Below are 20076 nucleotides of genomic sequence, written 5' to 3'. Positions count from 1 at the left end.
ATGAAAACGTCAGAAAGGAGCATCATGGCAAGTAAAAATACATCAGATAGCATTGAGGCCTATATCAAGTCGCTACTGGCCCAAGCAGGCATCGCAGAGCTCAAGAGAAGCGAATTAGCGGATGTCTTCCAAGTTGTTCCTAGTCAAATCAATTATGTGATCAAAACCCGCTTCACCGAAAGTCGAGGCTATATCGTAGAGAGCAAGCGTGGAGGTGGCGGTTATATCCGGATTGGCAAGGTCCAATTTTCAGATCAACACCAGATGCTAAAAGAGCTTGGCGCAAGCATCGGAGAACAAATCAGTCAGACTGTTTTTGGCGATATCCTTCAAATGCTATTTGAAGAAAAACTCCTTACAAAGAGAGAGGCAGAGCTTTTGTCAGTGACGACGACAGACGAGGTTCTGGGAAGTGAAGCCCATCGCTTACGAGCCAATATCCTACGAAAAATTATCCAACAAGTCGATAGAAAGGGAATGTAATCTCCTTATGAACTATTCAAAAGCCCTATTAGAAACGATTGAAGCCGCTCAAATCTTGGCGGGTCATTTTGAGTCCCAAACGCTAGATACCTGGCATATCCTAGTGGCCCTAGCCAATAATCCTTATAGTGTAGCTGGTTCCGTCTTAAGTGACTATCCTATGCAGATTGATGATTTTCAAGATGCGGCTGAGCACATTACGGGTCAAGTCTACCAACGGGATGGCCGCTATGAGGTATTTCCTTTTTCTTTCCGTGTCGAAGAAATCATGAAACGTTCCCAAGAGATTGCCCAGGCAGTCCATGCCAAAAGTCTTGGAACAGAGCATGTCCTCTTGGCGCTTCTTTTAGAACGGGGAACCTTGGCTTCTCAAGTATTGGAGTATGTCGGCTTCCGCTATGATGATCAGGAAGAGGGCATTAAAATCGTCGAGCTTCGTAAGAGCTTGGAGCAACGAGCAGGTTGGGACAAGGAAGCTGTCAAGGCCATTCGTTCTCTCTATCGGGCCCAGCAACCCAATCGTCAAACCATGGGAAATATGATGGGCATGCCAGCCTCTACCAGCGGTGGTTTGGAAGACTACACCCGGGATCTGACAGAAATGGCTCGCAATGGCAGCTTGGAACCGGTGATTGGCCGGGATCAAGAAATCTCGCGGATGATTCAGATTTTGAGCCGCAAAACGAAAAATAATCCGGTCCTTGTAGGTGATGCTGGTGTCGGCAAGACTGCTCTGGCTTTGGGCTTGGCCCAACGGATTGCCAGTGGAGATGTCCCGACGGAGCTGGCTAAAATGCGGGTCTTAGAGTTGGACTTGATGAATGTTGTCGCAGGGACGCGGTTCCGTGGAGATTTTGAAGAGCGGATGAACAACATCATCAATGATATTGAAGAAGATGGCCATGTCATCCTCTTCATCGATGAGCTCCATACCATTATGGGATCTGGCTCTGGGATTGACTCTACCTTGGATGCGGCCAATATCTTGAAGCCTGCCTTGGCTCGCGGCACCTTGCGGACCGTAGGGGCGACCACACAAGAAGAATACCAAAAACACATTGAAAAAGACGCTGCTCTGTCACGCCGCTTTGCTAAGGTCTTGATTGAGCAACCCTCTGTCGCAGATAGCATCGCGATTTTGCAAGGTCTCAAGAAGACCTATGAACGTCACCACCGCGTCCATATTACGGATGCGGCTATTGAGACAGCTGTTGTCTATGCCAATCGTTATTTGACCAGTCGCCTCTTGCCTGACTCCGCCATTGACCTCTTGGATGAGGCGGCAGCGACCGTGCAAAATGAGGGGCCTCAAGCCGGTCTTCAGTCTGATCTGACAGCTGCTGATCAAGCCTTGCTCAAGGGGCAGTGGAAAAAAGTTGCTCAGTTACTAAAAGAAGATGCCAGTCCAAAAGGCTACCAGCTAGAAGTCAAGGAAGAGGATATCCTGAAGACGCTCAGTCAATTGTCAGGCATTCCTGTGGAGAAACTAACCCAAACAGCGGCTAAGAAATACCTTGAATTGGAAGCAGAACTTCATAAGCGCGTGATCGGTCAGGATCAGGCTGTCTCAAGTATCAGCCGAGCCATTCGTCGTAATCAGTCGGGAATTCGGTCTCACAAACGGCCGATTGGTTCCTTCCTCTTCCTCGGTCCGACTGGGGTCGGAAAAACCGAGCTCGCGAAGGCGCTGGCTGAGGTCCTCTTTGATGATGAGTCTGCTTTGATCCGCTTTGACATGAGTGAATACATGGAGAAATTTGCGGCCAGTCGTCTCAACGGTGCCCCTCCAGGCTATGTTGGTTATGAAGAAGGGGGCGAGTTGACGGAAAAAGTCCGCAACAAACCTTATTCAGTCCTCTTGTTTGATGAGGTGGAAAAAGCCCATCCAGATATCTTTAATGTTCTCTTGCAAGTATTGGATGACGGTGTCTTGACCGACAGCAAGGGACGAAAGGTAGATTTCTCCAATACCATTATTATCATGACCTCAAACTTGGGAGCTACCGCTTTACGAGATGATAAGACAGTTGGCTTTGGCGCCAAGGATATTCGCTTTGACCAAGCCAATATGGAGAAACGCATCTTCGAAGAGTTGAAGAAGACCTATCGACCAGAGTTTATCAACCGGATTGATGAGAAGGTAGTCTTCCATAGCTTGACCAGTGACCAAATGCATGAGATTGTCAAGATTATGGTGAAACCGCTAGTTCAATCTCTAGCAGAGAAGGGCATTACTCTGAAATTCCAAGCGTCTGCTCTTAAATGGCTGGCGACTCATGGATATGATCCAGAGATGGGAGCGCGTCCTTTGCGCCGGACCATCCAGACTCAGGTGGAAGACTACTTGGCAGAGATCCTCTTGAGAGGAGAAGTGGCTGAAGGGCAAACCCTCAAGGTAGGTGTCAAGTCTGGTCAGCTTAACTTCACGATTGACTAGGAGGATATGCAGTGCCTCTCAAACGCTTGACCCGAATCACCCTCTTAGCAGCCCTCTGTGTGGTGCTGAGACAAGCCTTTGCCTTCTTGCCCAATGTCCAACCCATTAGTGCCATTTTCTTTTTACTGGTGCTATTTGAAGACTGGCAATTTGCCTGTTTGGTGATGGCGGTCACCATGTTTACCTCGGCTTTTCTCTTGGGGATGAGCCCAGTGGTGCTCGCTCAGATACTGGCCTTTGGCCTCCTCTTGACTCTTTGGCGGGGGCTTTACCGCCACTTGTCTTTGCAAGTCCAAACCCTAGTGGTCGGTATCTTATCCTTTCTCTACGGGGTGCTGATTGACAGTCTTTATGCTGTTCTCTACCACATGCCCTGGTGGACCTATGCCCTGGTGAATGGCTTTAGCTTTAACCTAGCCCACGCCCTTTCCACCGCCTGTTTTTACCCTCTACTTTATGTAGTATTTAGGAGATTGTATCATGAAAAAAACACTTTATAGTTTCTTTGCTGTCCTAGCAGCTCTTGTATTGGTCAGTTGCGGACAAAGCACACCATCGACTACGGAAAGCTCAGCTTCAAGCTCACAAGTAGCGAAAGAAAAACAAATTACCATTACGGTCAGTATCGCCCCTGAAGGGAAAGAAGCTCATAGCAAGACCTTGAAGGTTGCTGAAAAAGCCAACCTGATGGAAGTCCTGAAAGCTAACTACAAGATTGAGGAAAAGAGTGGCCTCATCACCTCGATCGATGGCGTAGCCCAGGACGAAAGCAAGGGACTTTATTGGATGTACAAGATTAATGGAGAGATGGCACCAAAAGGGGCAGCAGAAACAACTGTCCAAGATGGAGATACCATCGAATTTTATCAAGAAGTTTATCAATAAGAAAAAGAGTGAATGCTTGGAGTAGGGCTCCATTTGTTCACTCTTTTTTGAAACTAGTTTCTATTTTTTATAAGACTTGCAAATCCTCTTGACTTCCCTATAGATAAATGTTACAATTATATTACAAAATGTAACAAATGTTACAAAAAGAGAGGTATTGCCATGAAAATGAAAGGAACCTTCTTTAGTCTATTTACCCTTGCTCTAACAGCTGCTCTTCTCTTAAGCGGATGTGGATCAGAAAAGAAAAAGGAAACCAGTCCATCTTCAACTAGTAAAATTGCGCAAGTGAAACAAAGCTCTACTAGTAAAAAAGAAGAGAAAAAGACCGCAAGCAAAACCACACAAAGCACAGAAGTTGCACAATCTCCTGCCATCGCTTCGAGCGAAACACAAGCGAGCCAAGAAAAACCATCAACTCCAGTGACACCAAGAGTTCCAGAAGCCAGTCAAGGCCTGGTTCCAACTCCTTCCAAAGAAACAAAACCAGTAGTGAACTCAGCACCAGAAAAACAAAAACGTCCTAGCTTGGAAGAAGGTCGCACGACTGCCAAAGAACAAGCCTCTAAGACAGAGAACCCACGCTATAAAGGTGTCTTGAGCTATGCCTCAGGGGATTATTCAGGAGCAGCAGGTAGTTGGACCGACGGTCGCGATACAGGCGTAAGCATCGGACAAGGTGGACAAGTAACCATTCAAACTCCGGGTAGCGATGCAGTGGGCTATACAATTGGAAGCTATGAATACAACTTGGATCAAGGCCATTACCATGCTGGCTTGATTTCCACCCAAGATGGATCTGCAGCTAGCCTGGATATAGTTGTCGGTCAAGATGGTCAAGTAGCAAGTGTTCAAGTGACAGAAAATGGCCATGCGCATGCCTTGGTTCGGGAATAATGGCTCGCCACTGAGAAATTTAAAAAATGATTGAAATCAGAGATTCAATTCTGTATAATAACATACAGAGTTGAATCTTTTTAATTTTTGTTTTATAAAAATATATTTTTTTATAAAAAGGTATTGACAGATTGAAATTATAGTTTATAATAAAATCATAAGCAAAACATGTTTTGACATTATGATAAAGGAGCCAGTTAGATGAAAGAAAAAGTGGCAGTGGCAGTGGTATTTGGAACGTTTGCCCCCCTTCATCAAGGGCATATTGATTTAATTCAACGGGCAAAACGCCAATGCGACCGCGTTTGTGTGATTGTCTCTGGTTACAAAGGTGACCGAGGAGAAGAAGTTGGCCTTCCTTTGCAAAAACGTTTTCGCTATATTCGAGAAGGTTTTTCAAATGATGAACTCACCCAAATTTATAAATTAGACGAGACAGAACTTCCTCGCTATCCCTTAGGATGGGAGCCTTGGTTGAAAACAGCCTTAGAAACCATTCAATATGATGCAGAGAAAGAAGAACTCATCTTCTATGTTGGAGAGAAAGCTTACCAAGAGGAGCTTGAAGCGAGAGGCTTTCAAGCGCACCTACAGGAGCGTCAGTTTGGGATCTCAGGGACCCTCATCCGGGAAAATCCCAGCAAGTATTGGAAATACATTGCGCAACCCTTCCGTCGTCAGTTTACCAAAAAGGTCCTCATTATGGGGAGTGCCAGTAACGGGAAGACGACCTTGGCAAAAGATTTGGCCCGCTTCTATGATGCGCCAGTGAGCTTAGAATATGCTCGCGAGTACCAGATCAGAAACAATGTACGGGATGATGAGCTGACCCCTAAGGACTATTATTATCTCCTACTTGGACAATACGATCAAACCTCAAAATTAATCGACAGTAGTGCCAATCGAGGCCTGGTCATTGCGGATACGAATTCGCTGGTGACCAAGGGCTATTACGACTACTATATGGAAGTAGAAGGCCAAGAGACCAGTATGACGGATACCTTTGATAACTTATTCGTTAGTATCCTCGCTAAGGAAAAATGGGATCTGATCTTATTTGTCCAACCCATTGGATCCTATGTCAATGATGGCTTCCGTGATATGACCATGGCAGATGACGAAATTCGCAACAGTTTTTCAAATCACCTGGATCACCTCCGCCACCAATATCTCGCAGATATTCCTACAGCCTATCTCGGGCAGGACTACTTGGGGAATTACGAAGAAGCAAAGCGTGTCATCGATACGATTTATCAAGCTGATTAAAGGAGAAGCAGCATGAAACGACTACAAGAAAAAATTCAAACATTTGGGGAGCATTTAAAAAATGTCCATCGAGAAGCTGGCAAACGTGGCTTCGTAGGGATTATGAAACTCCTTTGGAAAGACCTATTTGCAGGTCGCACTCTGACACAATGGCTTTATTTGCTTGCTTTATCTAGCGTGCCCTTTGTCCTAGAGTTTACCAATCAGGAAGCAAGTCACGATTGGTTAGGGCTCTTTGCCTCCTGGACAGGAATCGTTTGTGTTATACTAGTAGCAGAAGGTCGGGCTAGTAACTATCTCTTTGGAGCAGTAAACTCAGCGATTTACCTCGTCCTAGCCTTGAACAAAAACTTCTATGGAGAAGTTTTGACGACCCTGTACTTCTTCGTGATGCAACCAATTGGTCTCTATGTTTGGTTGTCAAATCGGATCAATGACCAGGGGGATGCAGAAGAATCTCACTTTGAGTCCAAGAAATTAACGCTAATGGAATGGATCAAGTATTTGGTCATAACCGCTCTCATTTGGATCGGGATGGGCTACGCCTATAAAAGCATCCACAGTGCTCGCCCTTTCCGTGATAGTATAACAGATGCGACCAATGGTGTCGGACAGCTTCTCATGACCGGTCTCTATCGCGAACAATGGATTTTCTGGATTGCGACCAACCTCTTCAGTATCTACCTCTGGTGGGGAAAGAGCATCCATATTCAAGGCATGTATTGGGTCTACACCCTCAATAGCTTGGTTGGTTGGTACCAATGGAGCAAAGCTGTGAAAAAGGAGGCTATTTAGATGGCAACAAGCAGCATTCCGGATGGAATGAACGAAAAGGAATACTACGAGACGGTCGTCAGCGAGGAAGAATTCCTCCGTTGGTATAAGGAGCAGGATCACCCTACCTATGAAAATCCAAGTGTAACTACCGATATGGTGGCCTACTGCTTTGTGGAGGGGCGTTTGAAGCTCTTGGTGATTTGCCGGAAAACCCACCCTTGTCAGCATCGGGTCGCCTTGGTTGGAGGATTCTTGCAAAAGCACGAGGATGCTATCCAGGCTTGTATCCGCGAAGTTCAAGAAGAAGTTGGACTAGAGTTGACCCCTCAAAAGGTCGAGCAGTTAATGACAGTTTCGACTCCTGGTCGGGACCCACGGGGCTGGGTCATCACCATCGCCCACCTGGTCTATTTGCCTGCGGAGGCCGTCAATCTGGTCCGAGCTGGAGATGATGCCAAAGAAGTTCTTTTCCTCGATGTGGACTTCAAACAAGGGGAATGTTCTCTAGATGGCCGTGTCTTGACAGCTGAAGATTTCGCCTTTGACCACTATGAGATTGTTCAAGAATCCATCAAGCGGATCCAAGGGCGCTTGGCTTGGAATCCAACCTTCCTCCATCTCCTAGAAGAACCTTTCACCGTATACGAAGCAACCGAGCTGGTGAATCTGATCCATCCAGATAAAGAAATTTTGACCAATAATTTCCTTGTGACCTATGGTTCTTACGTTGAAGAAGTAGGAGTCAAGCGGGTACCTAAGAAAAAACCACGCAAGACCTATCGCTGGAAAGAAAGCGAATCTCAATCGGATCGATAAGATACAAAAACAGCATCAAAAAGTTGATGCCGTCAAATGAAGATAAGTTCTTCTAAAAACTTTCCTTAAGTGAGTACGGACGTCAGCGAACTTCTTCGAAGTTCCATGACTAATTATTGAGCCAAAGATCTCAATAATTCCGAGTGCCTGAAACATTTGTGTTTCAGGCACTTTTCTCACAGCGGAAAGTTTTAGATTTACTTAACTGACTAAAAAAATTAAGTCAGTTTTTTTGAAAAACCAGCTAGCTATTTTATGTAAAAAATAGTTAGTGCATATTTTAAACAGCATCAACCTTTTGATGCTGTTTTTTTGTCATTAAGCTTTTTCTAATTGAAGAAGTTCTTCAATCTCAGACAAAGTGCTTGCTTGCGAGATGGCTCCGCGGAGTTTGGCTGCGCCTGAGGTACCACGGAGGTAGTGAGGAGCTAAGCCACGGAATTCGCGAACGGCAATGTGCTCACCCTTGAGATTGATCAAGCGCTTCAAGTGCTCATAAGCAATCTTCATCTTGTCTTCAAAGGTCAAATCAGGCAGGATTTCTCCTGTTTCAAAGTAGTGATTGATTTGGTTGAAGAGGTAAGGATTGCCCATAGCAGCACGGCCAATCATGACCGCATCGGCACCGACTTCTTCGATGCGTTGCTTAGCGTCTTGAACTGTACGGATGTCACCATTGGCGATAAATGGAATTTTAGTTAGGGCTTGTGCAACCTTGTGAAGGGTCTCGAGGTCAGCGTGGCCCGTATACATTTGCTCCCGAGTCCGTCCATGCATGGCAAGGGCAGAGACACCTGCAGCTTCAGCGGCGAGGGCATTCTCAACTGCTAGAGAAGGGTCTGACCAACCTGTCCGCATTTTAACAGTGAGGGGGATATCAAGGACAGATTGAACCTTATTGATGATAGAGTAAATCTTGTCGGGATCTTTAAGCCACATGGCACCCGCCTCGTTCTTGACGATTTTATTGACGGGGCAGCCCATGTTGATATCCACGATATCAGTTTTGGTATTTTCTTGAATAAATTCAGCTGCGCGTGCTAGGCTATCTTCGTCGCTTCCGAAAAGTTGGATCGATACAGGATTTTCTCCCTCATCGATATGGAGCATATGCAGGGTCTTTTCGTTATTGTATTGGATCCCCTTGTCAGAGACCATTTCCATGACCACAAGGCCAGCTCCGAGTTCTTTCGCAATGGTCCGGAAAGCTGAGTTGGTCACTCCGGCCATAGGTGCTAGGACCGTCCGGTTTGGAATCTCGACGTTCCCAATCATAAAAGGTGTATTAAGATTTGTCACGAATGAGTTCCTCCAAGTCATTTTCATCAAAGTGGTAGGTTGTCTGACAGAATTGGCAAGTGATTTCTGCGCCATGGTCTTCGTCCTTCATTTCCTGAAGGTCTTGGACTGGCAAGCTAGCCAAGGCATCCATAAAGCGTTCCTTGCTACAGTCGCATTGGAAGCGGATTTCTTCTTCAGAGAGGCGTTTAAAAGGTTCATCCCCATAAATGGCGGCAAGAAGTGCTTCAATATGGTCTTCAGATGCCAAAAGGGTTGAAATAGCCGGCATTTCTTGGATCCGTTTTTCAAAGCGGGCGATTTCTTCTTCCTTGGCATTTGGCAAGACCTGGAGCAAGAAGCCACCGGCAACCTTGACCTTGTCTTCCTCATCAAGAAGAACATTGAGCCCAACCGCAGAAGGTGTTTGTTGGCTCTCAGTCAGATAAAAGGCCAGGTCTTCTCCGATTTCACCTGTCACAAGAGGAGTCATAGAGTGATAAGGATTGCCTGTGCCGTAGTCGGTGATGACTAAGAATTCTCCATTTCCGACGAATGGTCCGACTACGACTTCACCAGTCGCCGTCTTCTTGATATCCACTCCAGGATTTTGCACGTAGCCTTTGACATTTCCTTTAGTGTCAGCCACGGTGATGATGGCCCCGAGTGAGCTAGTTCCAAGGACCTTGACTGTAATTTTAGTATCTCCTTTCTCATTTGCTGCCAAGATTTGACTGGCAATGAGGGTACGGCCAAGTGCGACCGTGGAGCTAGCTTGTGTATGATGATATTCTTGGGCAGTTCGTACAGTTTCTGTACTGTCTAGTACATAGGCACGAAAAGCGCCGCTTTCTGAGATAGTTTTAATAATTTTGTCCATAGCTTCTATTTTAGCATAAAAAAAGAAAAGAGGTGAAGGGAGTAACTTGATTTATTTAGACGGTGAAGAAAGAAAATCTTTCAGGGGAGAGCTTTGCTTAGAAACTGAATAGAATAGGATCTGTTTCAGGGAGAAAAGAGGGTAAAAGACGAACGATCATTTTTTAATATTGGAAATGCAGGTCAAAAGATGGATGTTCGGAAAATGAGAAGCAGATTTTAAGGGTAAAAAACTAAGCAAAGAAATAGCTGACCTTGAAAAAAACAAGGAAATTTCTTATAATAGGGTGTAAGACAAACTTGCAGGTGAGACTCCTGCCCCTAGTTTGAAGAAAGGCATAGATAGGGAACTATCTATGGTATATGAAAAAGAATTATGACATCAGTTGTTGTAGTAGGAACCCAATGGGGTGATGAAGGAAAAGGGAAGATTACAGACTTCCTATCAGCCAATGCAGAAGTTATTGCTCGCTACCAAGGTGGGGACAATGCTGGACACACCATCGTGATCGACGGCAAAAAGTTCAAGTTGCACTTGATTCCTTCAGGTATCTTCTTCCCTGAAAAGATCTCTGTCATCGGAAACGGCGTGGTAGTAAACCCTAAATCATTGGTCAAAGAGTTGGCTTATCTCCATGAAGAAGGGGTATCAACGGATAGCCTTCGTATCTCTGACCGTGCCCATGTCATCCTTCCTTACCATATCGAATTGGACCGTCTCCAAGAAGAGTCTAAAGGCGATAACAAAATCGGAACGACCATCAAAGGGATCGGACCAGCCTACATGGACAAGGCTGCGCGTGTAGGAATTCGGATCGCGGATCTCTTGGACCGCGATGTCTTTGCGGAACGCCTTCGCATCAACTTGGAAGAAAAGAACCGTCAATTTACCAAACTCTATGATGCAGAGGCTCTGTCATTTGACGATATCTTTGAAGAATATTATGAATATGGTCAACAAATCAAGCAATATGTAACCGATACGTCTGTTATCTTGAACGATGCTTTGGATAACGGCAAGCGCGTGCTCTTTGAAGGAGCCCAAGGGGTTATGTTGGATATCGACCAAGGAACTTATCCATTTGTTACTTCCTCAAACCCTGTTGCAGGTGGGGTGACCATTGGATCAGGTGTCGGCCCAAGCAAGATCGACAAGGTTGTCGGTGTATGTAAAGCCTATACCAGCCGTGTTGGAGATGGCCCATTCCCTACGGAGCTCTTTGATGAAGTGGGGGATCGGATCCGTGAAGTCGGCCATGAGTATGGGACAACAACTGGTCGTCCACGTCGTGTTGGTTGGTTTGACTCAGTTGTCATGCGCCATAGCCGTCGTGTCTCAGGAATTACTAATCTCAGCTTGAACTCGATCGACGTTTTGTCAGGTTTGGATACGGTGAAAATCTGTGTAGCCTACGACTTGGATGGAGAACGCATCGATTACTACCCAGCAAGCTTGGAGCAACTCAAACGTTGCAAACCAATCTATGAAGAATTGCCAGGTTGGTCAGAAGACATTACCGGTGTGCGTCACTTGGATGAGCTTCCAGAAAATGCCCGCAATTATGTCCGCCGGATTGGCGAATTGGTTGGTGTGCGCATTTCAACCTTCTCAGTCGGACCAGATCGTGACCAAACCAATATCCTTGAAAGCGTCTGGTCAAGTAAATAATTCAATAAAAGTTGAGAGTCTATCTCAACTTTTTTGAGTCTTAAGAATACTTTAAGACCTGGGGGATATATTAAGACCATAAATAAAGACCTCCCAACTTTGTTTAGAAACCAAACTTTTTTTCATAAACATCTCCCTATAAGAAGTCACCCATTGGTGGCTTTTTTTGTAGCTTCATCATATAATAGAACAAGAACATAAAAAGTAAGTGAGTGTACAAGTGAGAGACTATACCCTAGAAGAGAAAGAAGCTTTTATGCGAGAGGCTTTAAAAGAGGCAGAGATCGCCTTGGCCCATGAGGAAATTCCTATTGGCTGTGTCATTGTCAAAGACGGTGAGATCATTGGACGTGGTCACAACGCGCGAGAGGAATTGCAACGGGCTGTCATGCATGCGGAGGTAATGGCGATCGAAGAAGCCAATCAGCATGAAGAGAGTTGGCGCTTGCTGGATACCACCCTATTTGTGACCATTGAACCCTGTGTCATGTGTAGTGGTGCCATTGGACTGGCCCGGATCCCTCAGGTAGTCTATGGTGCGACCAATCAGAAGTTCGGTGGAGCAGGGAGTCTCTATGACATTTTGACAGATGAGCGCCTCAATCACCGGGTGGAAGTAGAAACAGGAATCTTGGAAGCAGAATGTGCAACCATCATGCAGACCTTCTTCCGCCAAGGTCGGGAACGAAAAAAACAAGCCAAGCTCGCAGCCAAGGCCGAAACACAAGAATAAAAGCCAGACCTTTGCAAATCGAACAAATTATGATATAATACCTATCGGAGCAACAGTTCTGCGTGAAGCGGGTCAGGGGAGGAATCCAGCAGCCCTAAGCGAAGTGAACTGTGTGCTCTTTTCTATTGCTCTTGATGAATCGAGCCTGCAAGGCGTAGATGAATCCTAGAGCAATGGATGGGAGTGGAACAGAACGTTTGTTCGTAGTTCCACCCCCGCAAAGCTGATTAGGTTTCTTTTTGAGCTTGAAAAGCGAAAGAAGACACCAAACAGCTACTGCGTCAAACTGTTTAACTAAATTTAATTTTAGGCAGAACAATTAAGTGCCGATAAAGTACCTTAACGAAACAAGACTGTAAGTCGCAGATGAGTTTAGAGACAATGACCCTGAGGAGCTTTGCGACGTGAGGCGGATAACTCACCAGCATCGTCTCGAAATTCATTAGTGGATTCAAAGAATAATAGCGTGAAAATGGAGCTTCGGAAGAGCCCCCTTTTTTTGTCTGTTCCGCTCAAAATAAGGCCCTATATGCAAACGATTGCTATTGCGTTGTTGCTTGATTTGTGAAAATAAAAAAATTAGCAAATGAAAACGTTTTACAGGATGGTTTCCCTTGATTAAATCCCAGTAAAGCGATATCATAGAGAAGAAGAAATATTGGAGGAATACTATGTCACATATTAAATTTGATTATTCAAAAGTATTAGACAAATTTGTTGCCCCACATGAAGTGGAATACATGCAAGCACAAGTTACAGCAGCAGACGAATTGATCCGTAAAGGAACGGGTGCTGGTAGCGACTTCTTGGGTTGGTTGGATCTTCCTGAAAACTACGACCGCGAAGAATTTGACCGCATCTTGAAAGCTGCTGAACAAATCAAATCAGACAGCGATGTTTTGGTTGTTATCGGTATCGGTGGATCTTACCTTGGTGCTAAAGCAGCAATCGATTTCTTGAACCACCACTTTGCTAACTTGCAAACAAAAGAAGAACGCAAAGCGCCACAAATCCTTTACGCTGGGAACTCCATCTCATCTACTTACCTTGCTGACTTGGTAGAGTATGTTGCAGATAAAGACTTCTCTGTAAATGTGATTTCTAAATCAGGTACAACAACTGAACCAGCGATTGCTTTCCGTGTCTTCAAAGAACTCTTGGTGAAGAAATACGGTCAAGAGGAAGCTAACAAACGTATCTACGCAACAACTGACCGCCAAAAAGGTGCTGTTAAGGTTGAAGCAGATGCAAATGGTTGGGAAACATTTGTGGTTCCAGATGACATCGGTGGACGTTTCTCAGTATTGACAGCAGTTGGCTTGCTTCCAATCGCTGCATCAGGTGCAGACATCAAAGCCCTTATGGAAGGTGCTAACGCTGCACGTAAAGACTACACTTCAGACAAACTTGCTGAAAACGAAGCTTATCAATATGCAGCCGTTCGTAACATCCTTTACCGTAAAGGATATGCAACTGAAATCTTGGTAAACTACGAGCCATCCCTTCAATACTTCTCAGAATGGTGGAAACAATTGGCTGGTGAGTCAGAAGGAAAAGACCAAAAAGGGATTTACCCAACTTCAGCTAACTTCTCAACAGACTTGCACTCATTGGGTCAATTTATCCAAGAAGGAACTCGTATCATGTTTGAAACAGTTGTCCGTGTGGACAAACCACGTAAGAACGTGATCATCCCTACTTTGGAAGAAGATCTTGACGGACTTGGTTACCTTCAAGGAAAAGACGTTGACTTCGTTAACAAAAAAGCAACTGACGGTGTTCTTCTTGCCCACACTGACGGTGACGTGCCAAACATGTACGTGACTCTTCCTGAGCAAGATGCCTTCACTCTTGGCTACACGATCTACTTCTTCGAATTGGCCATCGCCCTTTCAGGTTACTTGAATGCGATCAACCCATTTGACCAACCAGGTGTTGAAGCCTACAAGAAAAATATGTTTGCCCTTCTTGGTAAACCAGGATTTGAAGAACTTGGAGCAGAACTCAACGCTCGTCTTTAATCAATAGACAAAACGATCTCGCAAGAGGTCGTTTTTTAATCGCTTTCAATATCTCAGAATGAGGTGGAAAAATAGACTATTTTATGATATAGTAGAACCACTATATTTATACTTTGCACGTCAAACTATGGTCACAAAAAGTGGGGAAGATGACGGGCGAAGGTTCTTAGTAAAGGAGAGATTATGACAACAGAAGACAAGACACCTTTTGGAACACAAGAGGGACAAACTGTTCAAGAACCTTTTGGAGCGCAAGATGAACAAACCGTTCAACAACATCTTGAAGCTCAAACTGGTCAAAGCGTCCAAGAACCTTTTGGAGCACAAGGGGGGCAGACTGTTCAAGAACCTTTTGGAGCACAAAATGGCCAAACAGCTTATGAGCCATTTGGAGCACCAGGAGCGCAAGGCTTTCAACAGGCTTCTCCAGTAGGAAGACCACAAGCTGGAGGACAGGAACAATTTTTCCAAAATCAAGCGCCTCAGGTAGAAAACAATCCGTTCTACCAACAAGGGAACCCTCAAGCCTTCCAATCGCAATGGAATGTTCAGCCAAAACCGAAGCGTGGATTGACGAAATTTGTTGTCTTTTCCCTTCTTGCACTCCTTCTTGGTGGATTAATTGGTGGTGGAGCTGGCTATTTCTGGGGAAATTCATCTAAGCCTCAAGCAGATGCTAATCGAACAAAACGTTTAGAACGCGCTAATGAAGAAGCGAAAAAGATAAAGAACAGCTTCATTACAGAAAAGAAGGAGGCTGTTTTCACCTGGACTCTTAAAGACCTTGGTTCCTTGAGTTATACCAATAAGGATGGTTATGGTTTGACTGCTGATCAGATTGTTGAAACCTATGGATTGGCTTCCAGTGTAGAGTATGATAAGAATAGCCTCACTCTTTATTGGGATCGCGCAAAGAATGCTGAACATCAGAATGTTTATTTCCGATTTGAAAAAGTTGATGGCAATTATTATTTGAAAACTGTAGAAGCTTATGATTTAGAAGAATTCCATGCAGATGAAGAAGATGAGGATGAAGAAACTTCTGCAGATTATGAGTTAAGTACAAAAGAATTCAAAAATCTGAAAACAGGAGATAAGAAAACTGGTAGAGGTGGAACTTCCTTATCAGAAGTTTTGAAAAAGCGTAAATCAAGTGCTGTTCGAATTGGAACAGAAACAAAAGCTACTGCAGATGGAGAAGAGTATGACTCTACTCGTGTTATTGCAACCGTAAACTTTAAGGTCGGTGACGATTATAAGACATTACGCTTCTTAGCACAACCAGATGGGGACTTCTTATACATTGGTCCAGAACGTTTTTAATATAGAGGAGATAGATGAAAGATGGATATGAATCAATCACAGGCACCATTTGGTGTGCCAGAAACTGGTAATCAAAAGAAGCCAGGGAAAGGTCTATTAATCGCTTGTGTTAGTGTTTTTGCAGTCTTAGGAGTCATTGCAGGTCTATTTCTTGGCCGTTCTTTTGGTGCAACAAATGCTAAAAGTAGCGAACCAGCCCTTCACCCAACAGCTAACGCAGGGGAATCAAAACGTGATCAGTCTGGGAAGTATATTAATTCGGAAGAAGCAGAATTTTCTTGGAACATTGATGATTTAGCTGATTTGGAGTTTGGGACATACGAAACTCCAGATTTAGGAACAAGCATTGAAGATGTCGTGGATGTACATGGCAAGGCTTTGAAAGGCACGTTTCGAAGAGATAAAATTGATTTAGAATGGGGCGAGTTAGACGAAGATCAGGATGATACGCTGCCTTCTTATCGTACTGTTCGTGAAATGCGCCTTACGTTTCAGAAGAATGGAGACAATTATTATTTAAAAGACCTCTATTATTCAGGAAATAATAAAGAAGCTGAGGACGATTTTATGACCTCATCTTACTATGATAAACTGAAAGTGGGAGATGCCAAAACTGGTAAGGATGGTGTATCCTACAAGGAAGTGATTAAGGATCATACTATTTCTAGTCTTTCAATGTCTGCAGAAGAGGACTACAAAACTCATGATATTGTGACTACAATGAGAGTATCTTTTAAATCCTCAAGTTCCTCTGAATATAGGTTGACTTTTGTGAGACAATCAGATGGTGATTTCCTCTTATCTGAAAAAGAATGATGATGAAGAAGGGCTCTTCATTCATTCTTTTCGAAAGATGTAAGGGAGGAAAAATCCATTCACTTAAAACCCTAAAAAGATCTGGAATAGCAGTTTCAGATCTTTTTCTGTTCTAGCGAGGACTGGCTATTTATGGTATAGTAGGATATGTTGACAAAGGAAACACGTGTGAACAGTTGGACGGAAAGGGATACAGATACGATCGCAGAATGGATAATGTAAAGGAAACAACAGGAAAACATCTGAAGACCCTCTTAGCTTTCATCCAAAAAAGAGGGATTATTTTCGGGGTCCTCGCAATGCTAGGCGTAGGCTACGGTCTTGCTGCTTCTGGGAGGCCACAAGACCAGCTAAATCCAGACCAGCAAGTGACCTTTCGTAAGGAAGAAGCTTATCTGCAGGCTTTCCTGGCGAAATCAGATCGACCAGAAGTTGGGGTGCATTTGGAGGAATTGCTGGAGTTTAAAATAGGAGATGCGACTTTTGGGCCAAGCACCAAGGGGACGACACCAGAGACCCTGGTCAAAAAATTAGGGGGAGCCAAGCAAGCTCGGCTTGAGTCAAAAGCTAGAACGCAGCTCCTTCGTCTCAGCTATGGAACGACACAAGATGGTCGAGATAGATACCAATTTGAATTTACCCATATGAAGGATGGCTACTATCTAACAGCTATTCAGGGCTATCAACCAACCTCTAAGCAGAATATAGAAAGTAAACAGCTGAAAAAGGCAGCCTTGACCAGTCTTGCTAGTGGGAAAGAGAAAACTGGCATGAAACTAGAAGACATTTTACAAAAGGTTGGCTTGCCACAATCATTGCTTTTGAATCGTAAGGATGGAAAGACAGTTTTGGTCCTAACCTACCGTGCACAAGAGGGGCTCGTCTTTCTCACTTTGCAAGCCCAAAAAGATGCTCGCTATCATCTAGTCAAGGTCGAATAAGGAGGAGTAAATGGATACAGTCATCAAGAAGTTAACAATTCCTGGTCTCCTGCTGCTAGCGCTCCTCCTAGGGATGGGGTTAGAGGTCCTTAGTCATCCGCCGAAAAATTCTACAGCGATAAGTGAAATAAGGAACTTATCAACTTTTGAAGCGAAAGAATTTCAAGGGGAGCGACTCTTAAAAGAAACGAATGAAAAAAAGGATTCGCCATGGACCTTGGACAAGATCGAGCATTTCCCTCTGTCGATAAAGAACCAAAACGGTAGCCTGAAGCAGACTGGAAGTCGCCTGGAGACCCTTCTGAAGGAGATGGGGCACCCCCAAGAGAAAGTTCTCTTTCAATCTACAGCAAGTAAGCAACCCAGTCTCTCCCTGCTCTATCGATGGGACGATAGGGGAAAGGGAGCCTCCATCCGTTTGCTTTTTAGCAAGGGGGCTGATGGGAGCTATCTGCTAGAAGAGATCGACGCCAGTCTAGCCAATCTAAATCGGGAGGGGAATAAAGTTTTTTCAGAAAAAGTTTATCAAGGTTTGGAGCTTGGAGAAAAAATAAATCTGAAGGCCTTGTTAGGCAACTATCAGGGCCTACAATCCTTCGTCCGACGCCAAATCAGCCCTGATCAGGAGGGATTTCAACTATCCTTTCAGGATGAGAAGGGGAAATCTTATTTATTAGAGATTGAAATAATGGATGGTTCTTGCTATTTGTTGCGAAAGAGCCAGGTGGACTCTCAAGGGATTACAAGTCTTACCTGATAGAGGGGAGAAATTGAATGGAAAAAGGTAGAAAGATTCAGAGAGAATGGACTAAGGTCCCAGGTGGAAATAAAATCTCTTCAGAGCTCTCTTCAAAAAGTAATCTGCAGAATGATAGGATGGAACTACCAAGCAGGGTCAAAGAAGCAAAAACAGGGAAGCGAAATGGTGGAGAGAATCTTCAAAAAAGTGTGCTTAAGAAGTCTTACTTAGCTCATTTCTCTATTTTCTTCAAGCTAGTGCTAGGAGGTCTGTTCCTCTTGTTCCTTTTTAACATTGTGTCTCGATATGTGAAATCACCTGCGCATGATTCTCACTCTGTAAAATTAAGCAAGGGGACAGAGGCTCGTTTATCAGATAAGGAATTTAAAAATCTTTTTAATAAAAACTCTCGCTATACAGACCCAAATCATAAAATTGATATCAATATAGAGGAGGTTGTCGCATACATTAGAAAAATTAATGATGCCAACCTTACTATGGATGATATTTTCAACCAATTAGGAAAAGCAAGAGATGGATATGTGAGTATAGACTCTGATGGTAGTCGAGGAAGTGTATTGACGTATCTCCTTACCGATAATAAAGCAGCACTGGACTTTGATTTTAGTGAAAAGGAGAATCGCCTCCTTCTGCATTCGATCCAGTATTTTACCCTAGAAAGCCAGAGAGAATCAACTGAAAGAACAAGTGATGATTATAGTGCTCTTATTCCTCAGCCAGGTCAAGAGGGGGTGGAGTTGATGGAAGCTATCAAAGAATTGGGAGTACCAGATTGGCTCTATTCCAGTTTTTTACCTGGGACGGAGGCTCAAATTGCTATCTCCTATAAAGCAAGTGATGAGATGCGAGTTACCTTGTATTTTGATCAAGATGGAGATTTTTTCCGTTTGGGAAGTATGACGAAATTAAAGGATAAAAAAGAATAACTAAAGTGAGAAGGAGGAGTCTCATTCCGTTTTCTTCCATCCTGAGAAACGAGAATAAGGGAGAGTGAAATGCAAAAAGGTAGAAAAATTCAACGAGAATGGTCAAAAGTGCCAGGGGGGAATAAAAAAGTACCGGAGGTGTTTTCAGAAGGTCAACCACAAGGAGAGGTATTTGAATCCAAAGATCAATTTGAGGAAGACAAATATTCGAGATCAGATCGAGTATACGCATCCCAAATGGGCCAGTTCAAAGCATCCTGGTTTTCTCGTCGCAGTGGTCTCCTGAAGCTAGGGATAGGTCTTGTCGTCATTGTGTGTCTCTTTTGTGGGGCTCTCCACTATGTAAGATACCTTTCCCATCAAAGAGATTCCTATTCAACCACTAAAAAGACTGAGAAGCTCCCAACAGATTCATCCGTAAAAACTGAATTTACATTTTTTGGAGAAGATTCTCCTTATATTGACAAGGGCCACAGAATTGAATTGTCCATAGAGGATTTCATTTCTTTAGTGAGAAAAGCGAATGAACCTAATGTAACGCCAGAGCAGATTGTCGATCAGATTGGGAAAGCGGTCTCTGGTCACCTGTCCTCTAGCCCCGACGGTAGCCAGAGAATCGGATTAGAATATGAGCTCGTCGGGGATACAGGGCGCTTATCTCTTAATTTTCAGAAAGAACAAGATTCTATGGAACTCAGTAGTGTGACCTATTATACTAGGAAAAGTTTTAGAGGAGAAGTCACGAAAACAAGTAAAGACTATAAGGCTTTGCAAGCTTCATCTGAAGAAGGTCTAGAGTTGACAGAAGCTGTAAAAGAATTAGGAACTCCTGACTTTATGCATAATAATTATGCTATTGGGGGAGTCAAACGAATTACAATCGTCTATACTACAAGGGATAAGATGAACGTCTTCATGTCTTTTGATGAAACTGAGGGAAAATTTCGTTTGAAAAGTATAAGGAGTGTTGAGGATAAATCATAATCAATGAAATCATCTTAGATTACCTATTTAGAGGTTGTCAAAAAAATCTAGCCTCTCTGCTTGTCTCTATTGGTCCAGAACGCTCCCTTGTGATGAAATCTTTGGATGAGATAAATTGCAAGAATAAGTGCAACATTTACTTGAACTCATCCTCTAGAGCTTCACAAGCAGTTCTGTAAGCTAAA

General features: G+C 43.9%; 19 protein-coding genes and 1 other RNA gene. 18 read left to right on the top strand and 2 right to left on the bottom strand.

The window, feature by feature from the left end:
- The first annotated feature begins 24 nt into the window (after positions 1-24).
- From K1J10_RS05105 to K1J10_RS05070, 8 genes are all read left to right on the top strand, one after another.
- Positions 25-483 carry a CtsR family transcriptional regulator gene (locus K1J10_RS05105; protein ID WP_048716682.1) on the top strand — a complete coding sequence of 153 codons (459 nt, stop codon included), beginning with the start codon at positions 25-27 and terminating at the stop codon, positions 481-483.
- Between the two features lie 7 nt (positions 484-490).
- Positions 491-2920 (top strand): ATP-dependent Clp protease ATP-binding subunit, encoded by a 2430-nt coding sequence (locus tag K1J10_RS05100; RefSeq protein WP_223356087.1) that lies wholly within the window; start codon positions 491-493, stop codon positions 2918-2920.
- Positions 2921-2931: 11 nt separating this feature from the next.
- On the top strand, positions 2932-3420 hold the full coding sequence (locus K1J10_RS05095; protein ID WP_125335063.1) for an ECF transporter S component: 489 nt from the start codon (positions 2932-2934) through the stop codon (positions 3418-3420).
- Positions 3401-3805 carry a DUF4430 domain-containing protein gene (locus K1J10_RS05090; protein WP_048716674.1) on the top strand — a complete coding sequence of 135 codons (405 nt, stop codon included), beginning with the start codon at positions 3401-3403 and terminating at the stop codon, positions 3803-3805. Before K1J10_RS05095 ends, K1J10_RS05090 begins: the two co-directional genes overlap by 20 nt.
- A gap of 162 nt (positions 3806-3967) precedes the next feature.
- Positions 3968-4702, top strand: coding sequence for a hypothetical protein (locus K1J10_RS05085; protein ID WP_223356086.1), 735 nt, complete (start codon positions 3968-3970; stop codon positions 4700-4702).
- A gap of 201 nt (positions 4703-4903) precedes the next feature.
- A complete protein-coding gene (locus K1J10_RS05080; RefSeq protein ID WP_223356085.1) occupies positions 4904-5968 on the top strand; it encodes an AAA family ATPase in 1065 nt (354 codons plus the stop codon).
- A gap of 12 nt (positions 5969-5980) precedes the next feature.
- Positions 5981-6763, top strand: coding sequence for a nicotinamide riboside transporter PnuC (gene pnuC, locus K1J10_RS05075; RefSeq protein ID WP_223356084.1), 783 nt, complete (start codon positions 5981-5983; stop codon positions 6761-6763).
- A complete protein-coding gene (locus K1J10_RS05070; RefSeq protein ID WP_223356083.1) occupies positions 6764-7561 on the top strand; it encodes an NUDIX domain-containing protein in 798 nt (265 codons plus the stop codon).
- A gap of 318 nt (positions 7562-7879) precedes the next feature.
- Here the strand turns inward: K1J10_RS05070 and dusB are convergent, their stop codons facing one another.
- Both dusB and hslO read right to left on the bottom strand, forming a co-directional pair.
- The gene (dusB, locus tag K1J10_RS05065) at positions 7880-8860 is read right to left on the bottom strand and encodes a tRNA dihydrouridine synthase DusB (RefSeq protein WP_223356082.1); all 981 of its coding nucleotides are present in this window, start codon (positions 8858-8860) and stop codon (positions 7880-7882) included.
- Positions 8847-9719: an Hsp33 family molecular chaperone HslO gene (gene hslO / locus K1J10_RS05060; RefSeq protein ID WP_263285393.1), complete on the bottom strand. Its 873-nt coding sequence runs from the start codon at positions 9717-9719 to the stop codon at positions 8847-8849. The genes dusB and hslO overlap by 14 nt, the downstream gene beginning before the upstream one ends.
- Positions 9720-10094: 375 nt before the next feature.
- Here hslO and K1J10_RS05055 point away from each other — a divergent pair, with 375 nt between their 5' ends.
- From K1J10_RS05055 to K1J10_RS05010, 10 genes are all read left to right on the top strand, one after another.
- On the top strand, positions 10095-11387 hold the full coding sequence (locus K1J10_RS05055) for an adenylosuccinate synthase (protein WP_125335045.1): 1293 nt from the start codon (positions 10095-10097) through the stop codon (positions 11385-11387).
- Between the two features lie 220 nt (positions 11388-11607).
- Positions 11608-12120, top strand: coding sequence for a tRNA adenosine(34) deaminase TadA (gene tadA / locus K1J10_RS05050; protein ID WP_223356081.1), 513 nt, complete (start codon positions 11608-11610; stop codon positions 12118-12120).
- Positions 12121-12158: 38 nt separating this feature from the next.
- Positions 12159-12254, top strand: an RNA gene (gene ffs, locus K1J10_RS05045) — signal recognition particle sRNA small type.
- A 537-nt stretch (positions 12255-12791) separates the two neighbouring features.
- A complete protein-coding gene (locus tag K1J10_RS05040) occupies positions 12792-14141 on the top strand; it encodes a glucose-6-phosphate isomerase (RefSeq protein ID WP_049471948.1) in 1350 nt (449 codons plus the stop codon).
- Between the two features lie 183 nt (positions 14142-14324).
- Positions 14325-15464, top strand: a complete 1140-nt coding sequence (locus tag K1J10_RS05035; RefSeq protein ID WP_223356080.1) for a hypothetical protein — start codon at positions 14325-14327, stop codon at positions 15462-15464.
- Positions 15465-15485: 21 nt separating this feature from the next.
- Positions 15486-16280 (top strand): hypothetical protein, encoded by a 795-nt coding sequence (locus K1J10_RS05030; RefSeq protein WP_223356079.1) that lies wholly within the window; start codon positions 15486-15488, stop codon positions 16278-16280.
- 209 nt (positions 16281-16489) lie between these two features.
- Positions 16490-17221: a hypothetical protein gene (locus tag K1J10_RS05025; protein WP_223356078.1), complete on the top strand. Its 732-nt coding sequence runs from the start codon at positions 16490-16492 to the stop codon at positions 17219-17221.
- 10 nt (positions 17222-17231) lie between these two features.
- The gene (locus tag K1J10_RS05020; protein ID WP_223356077.1) at positions 17232-17978 is read left to right on the top strand and encodes a hypothetical protein; all 747 of its coding nucleotides are present in this window, start codon (positions 17232-17234) and stop codon (positions 17976-17978) included.
- A gap of 17 nt (positions 17979-17995) precedes the next feature.
- A complete protein-coding gene (locus K1J10_RS05015) occupies positions 17996-18907 on the top strand; it encodes a hypothetical protein (protein WP_023024612.1) in 912 nt (303 codons plus the stop codon).
- A gap of 69 nt (positions 18908-18976) precedes the next feature.
- Positions 18977-19891 (top strand): hypothetical protein, encoded by a 915-nt coding sequence (locus tag K1J10_RS05010; RefSeq protein ID WP_223356076.1) that lies wholly within the window; start codon positions 18977-18979, stop codon positions 19889-19891.
- Positions 19892-20076 lie beyond the last annotated feature (185 nt).

Source organism: Streptococcus australis, assembly GCF_019930045.1.
GTDB lineage: Bacteria > Bacillota > Bacilli > Lactobacillales > Streptococcaceae > Streptococcus > Streptococcus australis_D.
Note: the sequence above shows the minus strand (reverse complement) of the source record. Positions and strands in the feature narration are given on the sequence as shown.

Excerpts from the sequence above, each read along its gene's own strand:
- K1J10_RS05080 (WP_223356085.1), top strand. The coding sequence starts at position 4,904 with ATGAAAGAAAAAGTGGCAGTGGCAGTGGTATTTGGAACGTTTGCCCCC.
- K1J10_RS05015 (WP_023024612.1), top strand. The coding sequence starts at position 17,996 with ATGGAAAAAGGTAGAAAGATTCAGAGAGAATGGACTAAGGTCCCAGGT.
- K1J10_RS05035 (WP_223356080.1), top strand. The coding sequence starts at position 14,325 with ATGACAACAGAAGACAAGACACCTTTTGGAACACAAGAGGGACAAACT.
- K1J10_RS05070 (WP_223356083.1), top strand. The coding sequence starts at position 6,764 with ATGGCAACAAGCAGCATTCCGGATGGAATGAACGAAAAGGAATACTAC.
- K1J10_RS05010 (WP_223356076.1), top strand. The coding sequence starts at position 18,977 with ATGCAAAAAGGTAGAAAAATTCAACGAGAATGGTCAAAAGTGCCAGGG.
- K1J10_RS05100 (WP_223356087.1), top strand. The coding sequence starts at position 491 with ATGAACTATTCAAAAGCCCTATTAGAAACGATTGAAGCCGCTCAAATC.
- K1J10_RS05040 (WP_049471948.1), top strand. The coding sequence starts at position 12,792 with ATGTCACATATTAAATTTGATTATTCAAAAGTATTAGACAAATTTGTT.
- K1J10_RS05025 (WP_223356078.1), top strand. The coding sequence starts at position 16,490 with ATGGATAATGTAAAGGAAACAACAGGAAAACATCTGAAGACCCTCTTA.
- K1J10_RS05105 (WP_048716682.1), top strand. The coding sequence starts at position 25 with ATGGCAAGTAAAAATACATCAGATAGCATTGAGGCCTATATCAAGTCG.
- K1J10_RS05090 (WP_048716674.1), top strand. The coding sequence starts at position 3,401 with ATGAAAAAAACACTTTATAGTTTCTTTGCTGTCCTAGCAGCTCTTGTA.
- K1J10_RS05055 (WP_125335045.1), top strand. The coding sequence starts at position 10,095 with ATGACATCAGTTGTTGTAGTAGGAACCCAATGGGGTGATGAAGGAAAA.
- hslO (WP_263285393.1), bottom strand. The coding sequence starts at position 9,719 with ATGGACAAAATTATTAAAACTATCTCAGAAAGCGGCGCTTTTCGTGCC.
- pnuC (WP_223356084.1), top strand. The coding sequence starts at position 5,981 with ATGAAACGACTACAAGAAAAAATTCAAACATTTGGGGAGCATTTAAAA.
- K1J10_RS05085 (WP_223356086.1), top strand. The coding sequence starts at position 3,968 with ATGAAAATGAAAGGAACCTTCTTTAGTCTATTTACCCTTGCTCTAACA.
- K1J10_RS05020 (WP_223356077.1), top strand. The coding sequence starts at position 17,232 with ATGGATACAGTCATCAAGAAGTTAACAATTCCTGGTCTCCTGCTGCTA.
- K1J10_RS05030 (WP_223356079.1), top strand. The coding sequence starts at position 15,486 with ATGGATATGAATCAATCACAGGCACCATTTGGTGTGCCAGAAACTGGT.